Source organism: Tsukamurella ocularis, assembly GCF_024807615.1.
GTDB lineage: Bacteria > Actinomycetota > Actinomycetes > Mycobacteriales > Mycobacteriaceae > Tsukamurella > Tsukamurella ocularis.
In genome coordinates this window covers 1,106,327-1,123,572 of sequence record NZ_JANUCJ010000001.1, presented here as the reverse complement: position 1 = coordinate 1,123,572, position 17,246 = coordinate 1,106,327, and the positions used below count along the sequence as shown (strand labels likewise).

Here is a 17,246-nt window from a genome sequence, read left to right as displayed (position 1 = left end):
TCACGAACGCACCGCCATGGCTTCGGCGAACGCCGCCTCGTACGCATCCGCCATGGATTCGACGGTGTAGTGCTCGCGCATACGCGCGAAGCCACGCTCGCCCAGCTCGGCCCAGTCCTCGGGGCGGGAAAGCAGGTCACGTAGGGCCTCCCGCCAGCCCGCCACGGTGACGTCGTGCACCAAGGCGCCCGCAGCCCCGTCGTCGAGCATGTCCGGGACCGCGCAGACCGCGGACGCGGCCACGGGCACACGCCGGGCCATCGCCTCCAGGATCACCATCGGGAACGCCTCGGACCCGCTCGGGACGCACACGAGGTCGGCGTCGGCGAAGGCGTGCTCGGGCCCGGGGGACCAGCCGCGCCACCGAACCCGCCCCGCCAGCTCCGGCGGAGTGAGTGCCTCGAGTCGGGCGCGGTCGGGTCCGTCACCGAAGATGTCCAACTCCCAGGCGTACTCCGTGAGGCCCGCGAGCGCCTGAACCAGCAGGTGTGGGTTCTTGTGCTCGACGATCCGCGACAGCATGACCAGACGCGGAGCGCGGTCCACCGGACGGCGCGCGGGAACCTCCTTGAGATCTGCGCGCCGCGCGACCCCGTTGGGCGCGACGGAGAAGCCGCGTGCCACGCGCTGGTGCGCCGACACGCTATCGCGGTGCGCCGGTGAGAGCGCGACGAAACCGTCGGAGCGGCGCATCGCTGCGGCGAGCGGGGCCGAATAGGTCGGGCCGTCGGTCTCCGGCGGTATGTGCGCGCCGACGAGCCACCTCCGGCCCCGCCCACCTGCGCGCCAGAGGGTCGCGAAGCCCGTCTCGGTGTTGGTATCGCCGCTGATCAGGATCGCGGGGCCCGCTGGCAGGTCCAGCAGCGGTCCCCACCACGGCTGGCGCACCACCCGCACCCCGTCCGGCGCCTCGGCGATCAGAGGCCCGAAACGCTGCAGGCAGACCACCGTCACCGGATAGCCGCGTCGCTGCAGTTCTCCCGCGAGAACGAGGTGGTGGCGCTCGGCGCCACCGAACACCAGCCTGTTCACCGTGAAGACCACGTTCGGCAGGTCCCCGCGCGCCACGGCACCGCGGCTCGCGCGCTTGCTGCGCTGCAACCGGTCGAGCAACGAGTCACCGAGCAGAAAGGCACCGGCGGCGCGGGCGCCCGCTGCGTGCTCGATGTTCAAGGCCATGTTCGCGCGCAGCAGATCGGCGGAACGGCGCCAGGCGACGGCATCGTCCCGGACCGTGCCGTGGCCCGAATGCTCCACGCCCGCATCATCGGTCAACTCCAGCGACCACCCCGCGTCGACCGCCCGCCGCTGCCAGTCCGTCTCCTCGCCGTAGAGGAAGAACTCCTCATCGAACGGCCCCAGCGCATCCCAGGCGTCCCGGCTGATCGCCAGGCACGCTCCCGTCAGGTATCCCTCGACGCGCTCCGGAGGTTCCGCGTACAGGTCCGAGAAGGGAGTCCGGCGCAATACCTCGGCGTACCCGGCCCGCGAGACGAGACCCCGCAGCACGCCCCGCCGACGGTGGGCGACGTCCCACCCGCGGCGCCGGCCACCCGCGTCCTCCGCATCGTGGACCTCGGGGGCCGCTGCCGCGACGCCGTGTCGGCGCAGCGCGCTGCGGGTCGCGTCGAGCCCGCCGCAGAGCACGGCATCGGGGTTGAGAAGGAGGAGGTCATGGCCCGGAACGAGGTCGGCCAATCTGTTGACCGCCGCGGCGAAGCCGAGATTGCGGCCGTCGCCGTGCCATTCGACCGTGGGATACGCCTCCCGCACCTCGTCCATGCCCGGGTACTCGGGACCGGAGTTGTCCCAGACGAGGACGGGCGCGCCGGGAAGGTGGGCGGCCACGGCGTCGAGGCAGGTCGCCACGTCGCGGGGGACGCGGTAGGCGACGATCAGGACGGCCAGGTCGCGCTGCGTGGGTTCCGATGGCGGAGGGCCCTGCCGGAGTCCGCCCGCCAGTTGGACGCGTTCAGCGGTCATTCGTCGCTTCCTCCCTCGGAACGGAGCAGGCCGCGGGCGTCGTGCAGGCGCACGGGCCCGAGCAGCAGATTCACGATCAGGTAGGCCGCGGCGGCTAGGGCACCCACCAGCAGGACCGGCAGGGAGTGCCCGACCACGCAGACGCCCGCTGCGGCCGCGACGGGCGGGGCCAGACGTACGAGGAACATCCACGGCGTTCGGTACGGCGTTCGGCCGGTCAGCCGCCACGTCGCGACCGCCAAGCCGAGCAGTTCGCTCACGACGAGCGACGCCGCGGCGCCCTTCGCACCGAACTGCGGGATCAGCACGAGGTTCAGGCCGACGTTGACCAACAGACTCACGACATTGAGCCGCAGGAGGAAGACCTGATCGTGGGCCGCGAACAGCCCCTGGCTCAACGTGCCCGTGACCAGCCGGATCGCGACCGCGACGAACAGCAGCGCCAGGGTGCTGCCGCCAGCAGCGACGAACTCCTCCGAGCCGAGCAGTCTGACCAGCTCGGGCGCGAGCAGCGTGCCCGCTACGGCGAGGGGCGCGGCCACGAACAGCATGACCTGGATACTGCGCTCCGTGAACCGGGCGAACCCGTCGCGATCGGTGGCGAAAAGGTTGGTCATGGTCGACAGCGTCGACCAGAGGAAGACGCTCGAGATCACGGTCGCGTTGAAGGCGACCGTATACGCGAGGTTGTACGCGCCCGTCTCCTCCTTGGTGCTCAGGACCGACAGCAAGACGCCGTCCGAGCGCCAATACAGCGCCGCGATGACGAGGACGCCGGTCTGGGGAAGGCTCTCGCGGACCAGTTCCCAGCTCTCGCGGAGCGAGAAGATCGGCCGGATGTCGATGATCCGGCGAGCGACGCCGCCTTGGATCAGCAGCACCACCAGCGGCGGGACCAACTGGACCACGGCGTACCAGTACAGGTCGGCCCCGACGTGGACGAGGACGAAGGTCAGGCCGAAGGACATGAGTCGACCGACGAGGTCCGACAACGCGACCGCGCCGAAGCGGACATCGGTGACGAAGACCGGTTGCACACAGCTGCTGAGCGTCGTGAGCACGAGGCTGCAGCTGATGATCGCGATCATGGCGACGACCAGCGGATCGTCGCGGTAGATGAGCCAGCCGGTAAGCGCAGCCGCCGCGCCGAGCGGGACGCAGTACGTCAACGAGAAGCCGGCGTTCACCCGCACCAGGCGCGACAGATCTCCGGAGCCGCCAGTCACGCGGCGCACGATCACCGCGCCGATGCCCAGTTCGGTGAGACTGCTCCAGAGTCCGATGAACATGATCGCCGCGGAGAGCTGCCCGTAGGGGCCCGGTCCGAGCGACCGCGTTGTCAGGGCGACGGTGCCGATCGACGCCACGAGCCCGAGGATCCGGGCAACGAACTGCATGCTGAACGCTCGCGCGATCCGCCCGCCGGAAGCACGCCCGCGCAACGAGGGTTCGGCCTCGGCGTTAATCTCATCGCCGTGAGGAGGTTCGGATGCGCGTAGTGATTCCGCTGGCGGGGGGACTGTCCCCGGCCGATTGGTCGGTCCGGCATGAGGCCGGTGAGGTTCCGGATCGTTCACCGTACGGCCTCCATCAGCTGGCCGACCACGGCCTCGACGTGCGCTTCGCCTCGTCGGGAATCGATGACCGTTCGCGCATGCTGCAGCGAATCGCGCGCTCCGTGCGCCACCGCACCGACGGATACGAATTCGTGGGCGCGCCGTCGACCGACGACGCCGACGCCGTGCTCGCCTACGACGAGCGGACCGGCGTGCCCGCGCTGCTGCGCGGCGATGCACCGGTGGCGGCGGGCATCGGCTGGCTGACCACCCGTGCGTGCGCCGGGCGCGTGCACGGAGCGCTCGCCGCACGCGCGCTGCCACGAGCCGCCGCAGTATGGGCGCAAAGCTCCGCCGTTCTGCCCGTGATCGGGAACGAGTGGAAGATCGCGCCGGACCGCCTGCACTTCATCCCCCTGGGGATCGACACGGACTTCTACGCCGAGCAGCCGGTCCCCGGAGTGGGAGACGTCGTGATGAGCGCCGGCGAGGACCGCTTCCGCGACCACTCGACGCTCGTCGGGGCGGTCGAGCAGGTCCGCCGCTCGGTGCCGACCGCGACGTTGGAACTGGCTTCCAGCCTTCCCGTCCACGCGCCGGCGGGCCTCGTCACAGTGCACACGGAACGCCTCAACGGCCGCATTCGGGACCTCTACCGCCGTGCCGCTGTGGTCGCGATCGCCCTGCATCCCACAGTGACGGGCTCCGGCTTGACCGTGGTCCTCGAGGCGATGGCCAGCGGCCGCCCCCTCGTAGTGACCGACAATCCCGGAGTCTCCGACTACGTTCAGCACGGCGAGACCGGACTCCTCGTGCCGCCCGGCGACACCGACGCCATGGCGCGGGCGATCGGCGCATTGCTGATCGACGAGGACATGCGGATCGACATGGGTCGACGAGCGGCGGCGGTCGCACGACAACAGTTCACGACCGCGGTCATGGTGCGCCACCTGGCCGAGATGGTTCGGGCCATGTGACCAGCTCGAGGCTGGCCCGTCGCAGCCTGAGCAGCGCCCGCGGCCCCTGGACGAGATACCTGCGTCCCAGCCGGCGCGGTTCCTGCCACAGCCGGTAGAGCCACTCCGCCCCGGCGCGCTGCCAGACCGCCGGCGCCCGCACCACCATTCCCGCCATGAAGTCCGCCGCCGCCCCGAAGGGCAGCAGCACCTCCGCCCCGGTCCCGGGCCCGGCCTCATCGATCCACTGCTCCTGCCGCGGCTTGCCGAGACCGACGATGAGCACGGTGGGCCGCGCCTCCCGGATCTCGTTCACCAGCAAAGCGGATGCGGCGGGGTCGTCGAGTTCGGTGCGTTCCGGGGCCCAGTAACCTGCGACATCGAGCGCCGGATACCGCTCGGCGAGGACGCCGGCCAACCTGTCGTGCATCGCGGGCGTGCCGCCCACGAACCCGATGCTCCAGCAACGCTCCTCTGCCATCGCGATCACCGAGGGCAGGAGATCCGCACCGGTGACCCGCGGCCACGAATGACGCGCGAGCGCCGCGCCCCGGCGCGCGACGGGCGCACCGTCGGCCACGGAGAGCCAGTCCACATCCCGACCGAGCCTGCGCCGTCCGCGCCCGAAGTGGTGGAAGTGGTCGACGTTGGCGGAGCAGATCGCGAGCGGCCGGGATCCACCCATCGCGATCCTCAGCCCTATCCTGCTGAGCACATCGGCGTCGGTGGCACACACCACCTGCTGGTCGTCGACCACCATCGCGGTGCGCGTACTCACGTCGCCAGCCCTACGAGCCGCCGACGAACCGCCGGTGTGTTCTCGAGGACCCAGATGCCGTGCTCGCGCGGGACGCCTTCGTACTCACGTAACGACCGTCTATTCGCCGCGCGCACCCAGTCCATCCTCCCCAGCGCACGCAGCGGCCCACGGTTGACGACGGCGACGGGAGCGACCACCCGGGCGAGGCCGAGCAAATCGAATCCTGCGAGAACGATCGCGCTGGCGGCCCACGGCACCACGCTCGCCGGCCGCGCTACCGACCACACCGATATCTCCCCTGTGGCCGTCACCGGATCGACCGCGCAGATCCCCACCTCGCCTACCACGCGCTCTCCGCGATCAGGATGCAGTTCCGTGACGATTCCCGGGAGCGCTAGCCCGCTTCTCGCCGCCGCCCTCGAGCGCCCGAACGCTTCCACCCAGGCCTCCGCGCTACTGTCGACGGCCCATTGCAGCCCCGACTTTCCGAAGGCCGGCGCCAGCCGTGACGCATGGGCGATTCGCGCATCGCGCCAGGTGGGGAAGTCCCCGAGCCGTGGTCGGCGGAGAGCGTAGCGATGGTCGTCGACCGCATGACAGGCCCCCGGCAGCTGCACCGATGCACGGCTCCCGCGACGATTCAAGATACTCACCATGCCATAGTATGATGAAGCCTCGGACTGCTGTGAATGCAACTCCACACATTACTAGGTTGGACATGACTGCCCAGCCGACGATACGAAACGGGGTCGGACGGATGAATGTCGCGGCGTTCCTCCGCTGGGTGCTCACGAAACCACTCGTCATCGTGGTCGTTGTCGTGTGCGCCATCAGCGGCGGCCTGGTCGGCTACCGCACCGCGACGGTCCAGTACGAGACCCGCGCCGCGGTTCTGGTGGTTCCTCCGTCGATCCCAGCGACGCCCGGGGCCTCCGACGCCATGCTCAACCCGTTCACCAATCTTTCCGGAAGCACGACGCAGCTCGCGTGGGTCCTGGCGAGCTCTGCTCAATCGGTGCAGGCACGTGAGCTGGTCGCCCGCGTCGGCGCTTCGCCGGACTACACGATCGGGTCCGTCGCCGGTGACTCCAGCTTTTCCCAGCTGTCCCCGCAGGTCACGATCACGGTGCCGGCTGCTGATCCCGACGCCGCGAAGGCCGGCGCTGCGGCGCTGATCGGCTTCATGCGAGACCAACTGCGCTCCATCCAGAAGGACGCGGGCGTCACCCCGGGCGTCTACGCGGATCTCCGCACGACCACGGAGCCCACGACCGGCACCGAGGTCGGCAGCACTGCCATGAGCAACGCCGGCGGGCTCGCCATGGGCGCCGGTCTCGCCGGGCTCCTCATCAGCCTGCTCGTCGCGGCCGGTCTCGACGCGCGGCGCAAGCGGCGCACGGCCGGCGAGGCCGAGGTCCAGGAGTCGAGTCCGCTCAGCGGGGTTGCGACGTCGACCGCCCCGGACGCGATCGATCCGTCCGCCGCTGCGACGAAAACCACCAAGCCGAAGCTTCCCACCGGACCCGTGCTCGTTCCGGCGGCACGCCTCGAGGTAGCGCGTCCGCGCGAAGAGGACGACGGGGGAGCCTCCCGCCCCGCCCCTCCGCGCCCGGCCCGTCCCGCCGGCCGCGCGCAGCAGCGCGCGATGACGCGGTGGCGCGATCACGTCGAGGTCATCTCCGAGGAATCCGAGTTCCCGCTCCCCACGATCGATGGCGACGACGAGGACTCTCGCCGCCTCGGCACTTCGGGGTGACACAGGCGCGTTCCGGCGTCGTACCGAAGCGCGTCGTCGCACTCGCGCTCACCCTCGCCGTCGTCGGCGGATGCACCTCGCGCCCAACGGAACCCGGCACCGTCGACTTCGACGGCCCGGACCTCGTCAATCCGATGCGCGGCCAGTACGAGAACATCCTCACACCCCTGTTCCCGCAATCGAGCGATCCGAATCGGGACCGACCCGCATGGCCCGGCACACGTTTCGAGAGCGTCCGGATTCCGTGGCGCGTGCTGCAACCGAGAGATCCGGCCCGTGTGGCCGCGAGCGCACCCGACACGGAGCGTTACGACTTCAGCGCGCTGGACAAGGAGATCGCAAGCGCGGCATCGCAGGGACGGCAATTCGGGTTCCGGATCACCGCATTCGACTCGTGCTGCGACGCGACGACGAAGGGCCAGACGGTATCGATGGTGCCGGACTGGTTTCGCTCGATCCCGGGCGCCACGACCACCCGCAGCGCAGAGGGCGTGGACTACGTCCTACCGGAGTGGAACAGCGCCGCCTACCTCGACCGATTCGCAGCCCTGATCACCGCGCTGGGCCGACGCTACGACCGTGACGAGCGGGTCGCGATGTACGAGATGTCGGGCTACGGCGACTTCAGCGAGAACCACGTCGCCTTCGCACGGGATACGCTGAAGGTGCCCGCACCATCCCCCGAGTCGAGCCGGGCCGACCTCGGCTATTACAGCCAGTACCGCGACCAGTACCTCACCTACGCGTCGGCGCAGCGGCTGGTGGGCGCGACCTTGCGCGCCTTCCCGTCGACCCAGATCGTCTCGACGATGGGGAATCCCGCGATCGCCGGACTCCTGCTCCGCGACAGCCCCGAGGTGAAGACCTTGCGGCGCCCTGTCGGCATCCGTTCGGACTCGCTCGGCGCCATGCCTATCCTCCCGACCTGGGCGGAGAACCGCTGGTCGGAGTACGTCAAGAACCGTGATCCCCTCATCGGCGTGCTCGCCACGCGGTTCCGTACTGCGCCGGTCATCACGGAATGGCCGCCGCAGCTGCTCTCCGGCGGCACCGTGCTGGACTACTACCGTCGGGGCCTGCGCGATGTGGTGAACGGCCATGTCTCGCTCGTCTCCAGCACCGGATTCCCCGCACAGAGCCGACCGGAGCGGATGACCGACGAGCAGTACACGCTGTGGGAGCGGGCGACGAAGTTCGCCGGCTACCGATACGCGGTGGAGCGGGTGGACGTCACCGCCGGCGGCTCGGGCCCGAGCGCGGCAGTGCATTGGGTCAACCGTGGCTCGGCGCCGACCTACGATCGCTGGAGAGTCTCGTACCAGGTGGTCACCGAGTCCGGCCGCAAGGTCGCACAGGTCGACGGCTCACCCGACCTGAAGTCCATGGTTTCGACCCAGCCGTACCAGGACCTCACTGCCGCACCCCCGGTGTCGGTGTCGACCGACACCGTCGTGCTGCCCCGGCTCAAGCCGGGCCGGTACATGCTGCGGGTCATGGTGACCTGGGACGAACACAAGCCCGGCGGCACGCACCGCACGACATTGCCGCCGATGGCGCTGGCGATGGACGGGCGAGGCAACGACGGCGGCTACTCTGCCGGCTGGTTCCAGGTGGACTGAGGCCCCGCAGAGGTCGCTTCCACGCGCGACGACACCTGGCACCTCGGGGCCCGGGGATCGGTCAGTTGCGGACGAGGCCCGGCAGGCGGCGGGTCATGATCTCCTCGGCATCGGCGACCACCTTGTCGACGACGGCGGCGACGGTGTCGACCTCCTCGACGAGGCCCTGCGTCTGGCCGGCCCACCACATGCCGTCCTCCATGCGCCCTTCCGCGAGGACGTTGGTGCGGCCACGGGCACCGGACGCGAGCTCGGCGACATCGTCGAAGACGGCGCCCGGCCGCTCGCCGATCGCGACGATCTGCTCGGAGATCGAGTTCCGCACGACCCGGGCCGTGTTGTGGAAGTTCCGGAAGACGAGCACGGTGTCGCGCTCGGAGTTCGCGACGATCTGGTTCTTGACGTTCTCGTGAATAGGGGCCTCGACCGTCGCCATGAAGCGGGTACCCATGTTGACGGCGTCGGCGCCCAGTGCCAGCGCGGCGGCGAGGCCGCTGCCGGTGGCGATGCCGCCCGAGGCGATGACGGGGATGCGCAACTGCCGCACGGCGGCGGGGATGAGGATGAGCCCGGGCACATCGTCCTCGCCCGGGTGACCGGCGCACTCGAAGCCGTCGATGCTGATGACGTCGACGCCCTTACGCTCGGCAGAGAGGGCGTGCCGCACGCTGGTGGCCTTGTGAATGACCTTGACGCCGGCAGCCTGGAAGTCGGGCAGGTGCGGCGCGGGGCTCGACCCGGCGGTCTCGACGATCTTCACGCCGGACTCGACGATGACCGCGCGGTACTCGTCGTAGGGCACGGGGTTGATCGTCGGCAGGATCGTCAGGTTCACGCCGAAAGGCTTGTCCGTCAGGTCCTGCGTGCGCTTGATCTCCGCGGCCAGCGCCTCGGGGCTCGGCTGGGTCAGCGCGGTGAGGAAACCCAGCGCGCCGGCGTTGGCGACGGCCGAGATGAGCGGGGCGGTGCCCAGGCCCGTCATACCGCCGCAGACCACCGGGTGGTCGATGCCGAACATCTCCGTGATGCGGGTGCTGATCATGCTCGGTCGTGGTCCTCTCGAAGTGGCCGGTGAACCCTCACAGTCTGGACGAAACGGGTGGCGCGCGCCATGGTTCGTCGTCAGGACTCGGCGGCGCGGGCGGCAGGCGACGTGGCGAGGTAGGCGACAGCCTGCGCGGTCGACCCGATCGACGCGGGATCGAAGCTCGGCTTGAAGTAGAGCAGCGTGTACTTGATGACGCTGCGGATCTTCGGCAGCAGCCCCTTGTGCGAGGCTTTGAGGTACTCCCACCACAGCCGCGGGTAGGAGTAGCTGAAATGCGGGTCCTTGCGGAGCAGGAATCCGGAGGAGCGGTGCAGCGTGACCCCCAGGAAGAAGACGATGGTGAGCATCGCCCGTACGCGGTGCAGGTAACCGGGGTCGAAGTAGTTCGCCACGTCGTGCGCGACGGACCGGTGCTCGACCTCCTCGGCGCCGTGCCAGCGACAGATGTCGGCCATCACGGGGTTGACGTCGTAGTCGTCCCACGCATTGTTGAGTGCGAAGACGCCCAGGATCGCGGTGTAATGCTCGATGCCGGCGATGAGCCAGAGCCGCTGCACCATGTCGTTGTACTGCGCGCGGTCCGAGCGGTAGCGGCGCGGGGCGAGGATCTTGCGGAAGGTGTACTCCATTTGCCGAGCGAGGGGCGCGGTGTCGATGCCGCAGCGCTCCAGGTACTCGGCGAGGGCGCGGTCGTGCGACTCGGCGTGCATGGCCTCCTGGCCGATGAAGCCGCGCATCGTGCGCGCGAGGTCCTCGTCCTTCACATACGGCAGCGCCTCGGTGTAGACCTCGCAGAACCAGCGCTCACCCTCGGGCAGGATCACGTGCAGGATGCTGCTGACGATGTCGCTGGCCACCGGCTGTCCCGGAATCCACTCCAGCGGGACATTCTCCCAGTCGAATTCGACGTTGCGGGCGTGGATCTCCACGCCGACGGGTTCGGTCGCCGCGGACGCGGCGACACCGGCCTTGTTGCTGAGGGACACCATGCTCGACTCCAGCCCTGTCGGAGAGATTCGTACAACGATGTAGGAACTGATCCGAAGTCTGGTGCGCGCTCGGTGATATGTCAAGCGCCGATTTCTATCATTTTGCCGTCGGCTCGGCAGTGAGGTCGGCGGAGTCGGCGAAGAGCAGGTCACCGCTCGTCGTGAGGACGGCCCATCGTCGGGCGGGTTCGGCGATGCGCTCCCCGTCGTACTCCGTGGCGACGGGGGTGAAGTCGCCGAAGTCGTCGACGATCCGACCCGCGGACTCGCGGTCCGAACCGGCGAAAGCGACGACCTCCGTGCCGATCGCGAGCGCTGGATCGACCCTCGCCGGGGCGCTCGCTGCCGCGTCCACCGCAGCCTCGGGATCGGGGGTGACCGTCTCGGTCTTCGACCTGCGCATGGCGTTCGTGCCTTCCCTGGGGGCTACTCGGCCCGGGTGTCGTACCCGGTGCCGATGGTCCGCGTGCTCCCCGCCGGCTGCTCGACGGAATATCGATCGTGCAGCCATCAGTCGCCGATGGCGATCTTCTGCGCAATCTCGTGAGGAGAGGATAAGCACACTCCACGCGTTGGCGGGACCTCGTACACCAACGCTGACGCGAAATCGCCCGAATTTCGCCCGAATTTCGCCCGAATTCGGGCATCACCACCCACCGGCGTTCTGCACATACTGCGATAACGCAGGTCCGCCGACTCCCCGGTGAGCGGCGCCGGAATGCGCGATGATCGACGGGGGCTGTCCGGGTTGTGCCTACGGAACCGGACCGCATGGACGACGGAGGCGACGATGAAGGCTCGATGGATGCTCCTACCCGTGCTCGGAGCGGTGGGTACCGCCGCGGGATCGGCCGCCGGGAGAGCCCTCGCCCTCCGCGGAGCGGCGCCCGGACTGCGGCACCCCGCCGCGGCGATGATCCCCTCGGTCGGGCCGGTCACGCTGAAGGCGGTCCGGGCGGCGCGCGGACCGTCGGGCATGCCGACGCGGGGCGGCGTCACTGTGGGGAGGCACAACGTCGACGGCGGGCAGGATGTCTACGTCTACACGCCCGCGGTCCCGAACGGAGGTGCGCTGCTGTGGATCCACGGCGGCGGCACCATCGTCGGGGCGCCCGAGATCGACCATCAGCGGTGCGTGCGGATCGCGCGGGACACGGGCACGATCGTCGTCAGCACCCGGTACCGGCTGGCGCCCGAGCACCCGTTCCCTGCGGGGCACAACGACTGCTTCGCGGCACTGCGCTGGCTGCACCACCGTGCCGCCGAGCGCGGAATCGACGCCACACGGATCGGCGTGGGCGGAGCCAGCGCGGGCGGCGGACTCGCCGCGGGCGTAGTGCAGCGCGCCGTCGACGAGGGCCTGCCCGTGGCTTTCCAACTACTGGTCTACCCGATGCTCGACGATCGCACCCCGACCCGGCCGGCCGATCACCGCGGCGCCCTCGTGTGGACTCGCCGCTCCAACGCCTTCGCCTGGGACGCCTACCTCGGCGCCGGGCACGCCGATCGGGACGTCCCCGCCTACGCCGCGCCCGCCCGTCGCACCGACCTCTCCGGCCTGCCGCCCGCGTGGATCGGCGTCGGCGAGCTGGACCTCTTCCACGACGAGGACGTCGACTACGCGCGTCGGCTGGAGGCCGCCGGAGCGCCGGTGGAGCTGCTCGTGGAGCCGGGGATGTACCACGCCGCTGACATCCTGGCCGCCCGCGCGACATCGATGCGGGCGTTCACCCGCGCCGCGATCGGCTCCGCCGGAAAACACCTCGCGGAGCGCGCGTGAGGGGGCGTCCGGGAGGCCCACCGGGGCAGTCATGAACCGCTCCGCACGGAGTCGTTCATCCGGTTGGAGAGCTCCAACCGGTCGGAGAGCCGGCCGCGGCTGAGCCTTCCCACCAGGTAGCTCTCGATCGTCTCCGCGCACGGGACGTGCGAGCGCGCAGTCCGCGTCGACGAGGCGCCGACCACGGCCTCGCCGATCGCGATCCGCCAGATCCCGCGCACTGTCTCCGCTACGTCCTCCTCGTCGAAACCGAGGCCGCGCACGCCGTCGGCCAGGTCCCGGAGGTGGACCCGGGTGAACTCCTCCACCCCGATGTAGCCGTCCAGGATCCCCACGAGCGCCCAGGGCCGGGCCTCGAGGAAACGCACCACCGCCACCGAGGACTCCACGACGCGCTCGAAGGGATCGTCCGACGGACGATCGCGCTGGTGGTCGGCCACGCCGCCGTGCCGGTTGAACAGGTAGTCGAGGAGTTCGTCCTTCGAGTCGAAGTAGTAGTAGATCCCCATGGGGCTCGAGCCGAGCCGGGCAGCAAGGCGGCGCATGGAGAAGTTCGCGTAGCCCTCGTGCGTGAGGATCTCGATCGCCGTCGCGACGATCTTGTCCCGGCTCATGCGGGGTGGTCTACCTTGGCGGGCCGTCGTATCCATACGGTGAGGCGCCTCCTGATCGGAAACATGGTCACCGATCATTCGGAGCCGACGCCGCCGCGGATGGAAACGACCGACGGGTCGCCGGCTCCGGCGAAGGCTCGCTGGGGTTCTGATGCCAGGGCAGCTCGTTCGAAGTTCAGGCGAGCGCGTCCAGGTGCGCCGAGAGCCCGCGGGCCCCGTCCGTGAAGAGCTTGTTCACGGCGAGGGTGAGGACTGGCTCGAAGAGGCGGAACGCGCCGTGGAAGCTGAACTCCACCGCGTAGGTCACCGCGCTCCCGGCCCCGTCAGGCGCGATGGTGATGGTGTCGACTGCGGTCAGCGAGCTCTTGTGCCCCCGCAACCGGATCAATGAGGCGGGCTCAAGGTCGGTCAGTTCGTAGTCGAGATCGGTGCGTACACCGGCGAACATGCTCGTAACCTGGTAGGTCGAGCCCACGCCGCCGTCACCGGCCAGGCAGGTGACCGCGACCGCGTTGGGATCCCACTGCTGCGCATGGGTGAAGTCCGCCAGGTAGGCGAACACGACTTCCACGGGCGCCGCGGTGCGCACGGTCTGCTGCTTGGTGATCACTGTCTGTCCTTCCGGAGTTGGGCGAAGTGGCTCGGGGCGCGGGGCCCCCGGATCAGGGTGTGATGCCCGCGAAGGAGCACACCTGGCGCCATACCGCGCGACGATCGCTGTCGCTGAACTCCGTGCGCCGCAGGTAATGCTCGGGGCGTTCGGCACGATCGTGCCAGAATTTGCCGCTCTCCGGCTTCGGCGTCGTCGCCGCTAGCCAGACCGCCGTGTCCGCACCCTGGTCCGCGTTCCGCAGCAGCGAGCCCGCCAGTTTCGTGAAACCGGGTAGGGAGTCGGCTATGCCCGGGGTGGCCACCCATCCGGGATGCATTCCCGCGACGGTCACCTGCGCCGACTGCCAGCGCCGCGCCAGGACCGGCACCATCGCGACCTGGACGCGTTTGCTCCGCGCGTACGCGCTGGCCCCCTTGTACTCCCCCTCGCGGTAGTCGAGATCGTCGACGGGGAGTTCCGCGGTGTACATGCCTCCCGACGACATGAAGATCACCCGGGCGTCCGCACTGTCGGCCAACTGCGGCAGCAGCAGATCGGTCAGGAGCACCGGCCCCAGTACGTGGGTGGCGAGAGAGAGTTCGTGGCCGTTGCCGGCGGCCGTCCACTCCGGCGGCATCACACCGGCGTTGTGCACGATCACGTCCACGCCGTGCTTCGCGAGGCGAGCGGCCAACTCGGGGAGCGCATCGAGATCGGAGACGTCGCCGAGCTCGACGATGACGGAGGCGTTCGGCTGGCGGCGGAGGATCCCGTCTCGCACCGCGGTCGCGCGCCCACTGTTGCGCCCGACGATGACGACCGTCGCGCCCAGGTCCACGACCTGCTCGGCGATCGCCGCCCCGATGCCTGAGGTGGCTCCCGTGACGACGACGGTGCACCCCGCCAGTGATTCGGCGCGCGGATCGCGGCCGTCCCATCGCGCTTTGCGCAGTGCGAAGCCGATGTTCGAGTAACCGAAAGCGATCGACCGATCCAGCGCCGCATCCACCAGACTCATTCTCCTGGCCTTCCTTTCCTCGCCCTGGTGCCGCGCACCAGGGCCGGGGACGGCCACCCGCGGGGTACACGCGCAGCCGCCTCGGCACGCCAGCCGTCGTACGAAGACGGTCTAGCTGTACCTGGACATGAGGTATTCGACGCAGGGGGCGATCCGGATTGGAACGCTGGTTGACGCTTGACGATGCGGGCCAACGGTCACAGCCTCATAGGCCTAAGCGGCATGCACGCGGCGGGGGTCAGAGGCCGGCTGCGGAGCGCAACGCGTCCACGCGGTCGGTGCGCTCCCACGGCAGGTCGACATCAGTACGCCCGAAGTGGCCGTACGCCGCGGTGGGCGCATAGATCGGCCGGAGCAGGTCGAGGTCGTTGATGATCGCGCGGGGACGCAAGTCGAAGACCTGAGCGATGGCCTGCTGGATCTTGATCGGGTCGAGCTGCTCGGTGCCGAAGGTCTCGACGAACAGGCCGACCGGCGAGGCCTTACCGATGGCGTAGGCGACCTGCACCTCGATCCGCTCCGCAAGGCCCGCGGCGACGGCGTTCTTCGCCACCCAGCGCATCGCGTACGCGGCCGACCGGTCCACCTTCGACGGATCCTTACCCGAGAACGCACCACCACCGTGCCGCGCCATACCGCCGTAGGTGTCGACGATGATCTTGCGGCCCGTCAGACCCGCATCACCCATCGGCCCACCCAGCACGAACTTACCCGTCGGATTCACCAGCAGCCGCACCGCAGAGGTATCCAAGCTCGGCAGGTTCAGATCCGCGATCACCGTGTTCAGCACATGAGTGCGCAGATCCGGGGCGAGCATGCCGTCGATGTCGATATCAGCGGCGTGCTGACTGGAGATCACCACGGTATCCAGACGAACAGGCTGCTCACCCGCATACTCGATGGTCACCTGAGTCTTGCCGTCCGGACGCAGATACGGCAGCGTGCCGTTCTTCCGCACCTCGGTCAGCCGGCGCGAGAGCCGGTGCGCCAACGAGATCGGCAGCGGCATCAGCTCCGGCGTGTCCGAGCAGGCGTAACCGAACATCAAACCCTGATCGCCCGCGCCCTGCGCGTCGATCTCGTCCTGCGCGCCGTCCACACGGTGCTCGTAAGCCCGATCCACGCCCTGCGCGATCTCGGGACTCTGCGCGCCGATCGCGATATTCACACCACACGAATTGCCGTCGAAACCCTTCGCGGAGCTGTCGTAACCGATCTCCAACACCTTGTCGCGCACAATGTGCGGGATGTCGGCGTACGCGGAGGTCGTCACCTCACCCGCGACATGCACCTGACCCGTAGTGACCAGCGTCTCCACCGCAACGCGCGACGTCGGATCCTCCGCCAGGAGGGCATCGAGGATCGAATCCGAGATCGCATCACAGATCTTGTCCGGGTGGCCCTCGGTGACCGACTCGCTGGTGAACAACCGCCTGACAGAACTCATCCAACTAACCTCACCTCAAGCGACGAGACGCGGACTTGGCACCACGCCGACGACGGAACGACTGCGATAGACGGTCCTCTGTCCAGAATGATCTACTACCGTGTTGGAATGAACCGTGCAGCGGTGGTACCCGCAGCCGAGTCGACTTCAGGGTGGAGCGCCAGCACCTCCTCGAGCGACCGCTGCCGACCGCCCTGGGCTGGCTTGACCAGCGTGTGTTGCCGGACGTCGATCAGACCGCGGCGGAATGCATCCGCGCAGCCCGTTAGATACTTGATGTACGTGTCGTACACACCCTCCGGGTGAATCTGCAGAGCCTGTACGCGCGCTGCCTCCAGGTTCGCCGCCCAGATGTCGAGGGTCTTCGCGTAGTGCGGCTGCAGGCTCTGCACCTGCGCAACATCGAAGCCACCCATTTCCGCAAGAAGGGGGAAGTACTTGGTAATAGGAAGTTCTCCACCCGGGAAAATTTCGGTGCGGATGAACCTAAAGAAATCGAAATCAGCGCGGGTGACTTTGCTATCGCCGCGGAACGTGTCCATACCGAAGGTCATGATGGTGTGAATCATCGCCCTGCCACCATCGGGGAGAATGTCGAAAGCGCGGTCGAAAAACGCGAGATGGCGCTCATGAGTGAAGTGCTCGAAGGCCCCGATGCTGACGATCGCATCCACCGGCGCATCGAACTCCTCCCACCCCTGCAGCCGCACCTCAGCGGAACGATCGGACTTCAGGCCGGCCAGGCGGCGGTTGACGGTCTCGTACTGGTTCTTCGACAGCGTCAGACCCACGACGTTGACGTCGTACTTCTCGACCGCGCGGATCAACGTCGTTCCCCAACCACATCCCACATCAAGCAGGGTCTGCCCGGGCTTGAGATCGAGCTTGCCGAGCGACAGGTCGACCTTCGCCAGCTGAGCCTCCTCGAGCGTCATGTCCTCACGCTCGAAGTAGGCACACGAGTACGTCTGGGTCGGATCGAGGAAAAGTCGGAAGAAATCGTCCGAAAGGTCGTAATGCGCCTGCACATCCTCGAAGTGTGGGTCCAGCTTAGTCATGAAAACCTTTCGTTCGACCACCGGAAGTTCGTAGGTACAGCACGAACACCAGCCGAAAGTAGCGCAGAGC

At 68.7% G+C, this 17,246-nt stretch carries 16 protein-coding genes; 4 read left to right on the top strand and 12 right to left on the bottom strand.

Annotation, left to right across the window (positions count from 1 at the left end):
* The gene (locus HNP44_RS05535; RefSeq protein ID WP_259142209.1) at positions 1–1,983 is read right to left on the bottom strand and encodes a glycosyltransferase; all 1,983 of its coding nucleotides are present in this window, start codon (positions 1,981–1,983) and stop codon (positions 1–3) included.
* A complete protein-coding gene (locus HNP44_RS05530) occupies positions 1,980–3,380 on the bottom strand; it encodes a flippase (protein WP_259142210.1) in 1,401 nt (466 codons plus the stop codon). Before HNP44_RS05530 ends, HNP44_RS05535 begins: the two co-directional genes overlap by 4 nt.
* Before the next feature lie 257 nt (positions 3,381–3,637).
* On the opposite strand from HNP44_RS05530, the gene HNP44_RS05525 reads away from it, so the two are divergent.
* A complete protein-coding gene (locus HNP44_RS05525; RefSeq protein ID WP_259256838.1) occupies positions 3,638–4,516 on the top strand; it encodes a glycosyltransferase family 4 protein in 879 nt (292 codons plus the stop codon).
* Here HNP44_RS05525 and HNP44_RS05520 read toward each other — a convergent pair.
* Together HNP44_RS05520 and HNP44_RS05515 are read right to left on the bottom strand one after the other, a co-directional pair.
* The gene (locus HNP44_RS05520) at positions 4,476–5,273 is read right to left on the bottom strand and encodes a WecB/TagA/CpsF family glycosyltransferase (protein WP_259142212.1); all 798 of its coding nucleotides are present in this window, start codon (positions 5,271–5,273) and stop codon (positions 4,476–4,478) included. The genes HNP44_RS05525 and HNP44_RS05520 overlap by 41 nt on opposite strands.
* Complete coding sequence (locus HNP44_RS05515; protein ID WP_259142213.1) at positions 5,270–5,908, bottom strand: hypothetical protein; 639 nt, start codon at positions 5,906–5,908, stop codon at positions 5,270–5,272. Before HNP44_RS05515 ends, HNP44_RS05520 begins: the two co-directional genes overlap by 4 nt.
* 104 nt (positions 5,909–6,012) lie before the next feature.
* Between HNP44_RS05515 and HNP44_RS05510 the strand changes: the two genes are divergently transcribed.
* Together HNP44_RS05510 and HNP44_RS05505 are read left to right on the top strand one after the other, a co-directional pair.
* The gene (locus tag HNP44_RS05510; RefSeq protein WP_259142214.1) at positions 6,013–7,011 is read left to right on the top strand and encodes a hypothetical protein; all 999 of its coding nucleotides are present in this window, start codon (positions 6,013–6,015) and stop codon (positions 7,009–7,011) included.
* Positions 7,008–8,630, top strand: coding sequence for a hypothetical protein (locus tag HNP44_RS05505; RefSeq protein WP_259142215.1), 1,623 nt, complete (start codon positions 7,008–7,010; stop codon positions 8,628–8,630). Before HNP44_RS05510 ends, HNP44_RS05505 begins: the two co-directional genes overlap by 4 nt.
* A 61-nt stretch (positions 8,631–8,691) precedes the next feature.
* On the opposite strand, the gene HNP44_RS05500 is transcribed toward HNP44_RS05505, so the two are convergent.
* The 3 genes from HNP44_RS05500 to HNP44_RS05490 all read right to left on the bottom strand — a co-directional run bounded on the left by HNP44_RS05500 (position 8,692) and on the right by HNP44_RS05490 (position 11,070).
* Positions 8,692–9,672, bottom strand: a complete 981-nt coding sequence (locus HNP44_RS05500) for an NAD(P)H-dependent flavin oxidoreductase (RefSeq protein ID WP_259142216.1) — start codon at positions 9,670–9,672, stop codon at positions 8,692–8,694.
* 80 nt (positions 9,673–9,752) lie between these two features.
* Positions 9,753–10,667: a metal-dependent hydrolase gene (locus HNP44_RS05495; RefSeq protein WP_259142217.1), complete on the bottom strand. Its 915-nt coding sequence runs from the start codon at positions 10,665–10,667 to the stop codon at positions 9,753–9,755.
* A 97-nt stretch (positions 10,668–10,764) separates the two neighbouring features.
* Positions 10,765–11,070, bottom strand: coding sequence for a hypothetical protein (locus HNP44_RS05490; protein WP_259142218.1), 306 nt, complete (start codon positions 11,068–11,070; stop codon positions 10,765–10,767).
* 402 nt (positions 11,071–11,472) lie between these two features.
* Here HNP44_RS05490 and HNP44_RS05485 point away from each other — a divergent pair, with 402 nt between their 5' ends.
* A complete protein-coding gene (locus HNP44_RS05485; RefSeq protein WP_259142219.1) occupies positions 11,473–12,447 on the top strand; it encodes an alpha/beta hydrolase in 975 nt (324 codons plus the stop codon).
* A 29-nt stretch (positions 12,448–12,476) separates the two neighbouring features.
* Here HNP44_RS05485 and HNP44_RS05480 read toward each other — a convergent pair whose 3' ends face one another.
* The 5 genes from HNP44_RS05480 to HNP44_RS05460 all read right to left on the bottom strand — a co-directional run bounded on the left by HNP44_RS05480 (position 12,477) and on the right by HNP44_RS05460 (position 17,176).
* Positions 12,477–13,061: a TetR/AcrR family transcriptional regulator gene (locus HNP44_RS05480; protein WP_259142220.1), complete on the bottom strand. Its 585-nt coding sequence runs from the start codon at positions 13,059–13,061 to the stop codon at positions 12,477–12,479.
* Positions 13,062–13,236: 175 nt separating this feature from the next.
* Positions 13,237–13,671 carry an SRPBCC family protein gene (locus HNP44_RS05475; protein WP_259142221.1) on the bottom strand — a complete coding sequence of 145 codons (435 nt, stop codon included), beginning with the start codon at positions 13,669–13,671 and terminating at the stop codon, positions 13,237–13,239.
* A 52-nt stretch (positions 13,672–13,723) separates the two neighbouring features.
* A complete protein-coding gene (locus HNP44_RS05470; protein ID WP_259142222.1) occupies positions 13,724–14,671 on the bottom strand; it encodes an SDR family NAD(P)-dependent oxidoreductase in 948 nt (315 codons plus the stop codon).
* Positions 14,672–14,909: 238 nt separating this feature from the next.
* Positions 14,910–16,118 (bottom strand): methionine adenosyltransferase, encoded by a 1,209-nt coding sequence (gene metK, locus HNP44_RS05465; protein WP_259142223.1) that lies wholly within the window; start codon positions 16,116–16,118, stop codon positions 14,910–14,912.
* Between the two features lie 95 nt (positions 16,119–16,213).
* Positions 16,214–17,176: a cyclopropane mycolic acid synthase family methyltransferase gene (locus HNP44_RS05460; protein WP_259142224.1), complete on the bottom strand. Its 963-nt coding sequence runs from the start codon at positions 17,174–17,176 to the stop codon at positions 16,214–16,216.
* Between the last annotated feature and the right edge of the window lie 70 nt (positions 17,177–17,246).

What these genes read in the sequence shown, in the direction of transcription:
- HNP44_RS05480 (WP_259142220.1), bottom strand. Translation starts at nt 13,061, where the DNA reads ATGAGCCGGGACAAGATCGTCGCGACGGCGATCGAGATCCTCACGCAC.
- HNP44_RS05500 (WP_259142216.1), bottom strand. Translation starts at nt 9,672, where the DNA reads ATGATCAGCACCCGCATCACGGAGATGTTCGGCATCGACCACCCGGTG.
- HNP44_RS05510 (WP_259142214.1), top strand. Translation starts at nt 6,013, where the DNA reads ATGAATGTCGCGGCGTTCCTCCGCTGGGTGCTCACGAAACCACTCGTC.
- HNP44_RS05495 (WP_259142217.1), bottom strand. Translation starts at nt 10,667, where the DNA reads ATGGTGTCCCTCAGCAACAAGGCCGGTGTCGCCGCGTCCGCGGCGACC.
- HNP44_RS05530 (WP_259142210.1), bottom strand. Translation starts at nt 3,380, where the DNA reads ATGCAGTTCGTTGCCCGGATCCTCGGGCTCGTGGCGTCGATCGGCACC.
- HNP44_RS05490 (WP_259142218.1), bottom strand. Translation starts at nt 11,070, where the DNA reads ATGCGCAGGTCGAAGACCGAGACGGTCACCCCCGATCCCGAGGCTGCG.
- HNP44_RS05470 (WP_259142222.1), bottom strand. Translation starts at nt 14,671, where the DNA reads ATGAGTCTGGTGGATGCGGCGCTGGATCGGTCGATCGCTTTCGGTTAC.
- HNP44_RS05485 (WP_259142219.1), top strand. Translation starts at nt 11,473, where the DNA reads ATGCTCCTACCCGTGCTCGGAGCGGTGGGTACCGCCGCGGGATCGGCC.
- HNP44_RS05535 (WP_259142209.1), bottom strand. Translation starts at nt 1,983, where the DNA reads ATGACCGCTGAACGCGTCCAACTGGCGGGCGGACTCCGGCAGGGCCCT.
- HNP44_RS05460 (WP_259142224.1), bottom strand. Translation starts at nt 17,176, where the DNA reads ATGACTAAGCTGGACCCACACTTCGAGGATGTGCAGGCGCATTACGAC.
- metK (WP_259142223.1), bottom strand. Translation starts at nt 16,118, where the DNA reads ATGAGTTCTGTCAGGCGGTTGTTCACCAGCGAGTCGGTCACCGAGGGC.
- HNP44_RS05525 (WP_259256838.1), top strand. Translation starts at nt 3,638, where the DNA reads ATGCTGCAGCGAATCGCGCGCTCCGTGCGCCACCGCACCGACGGATAC.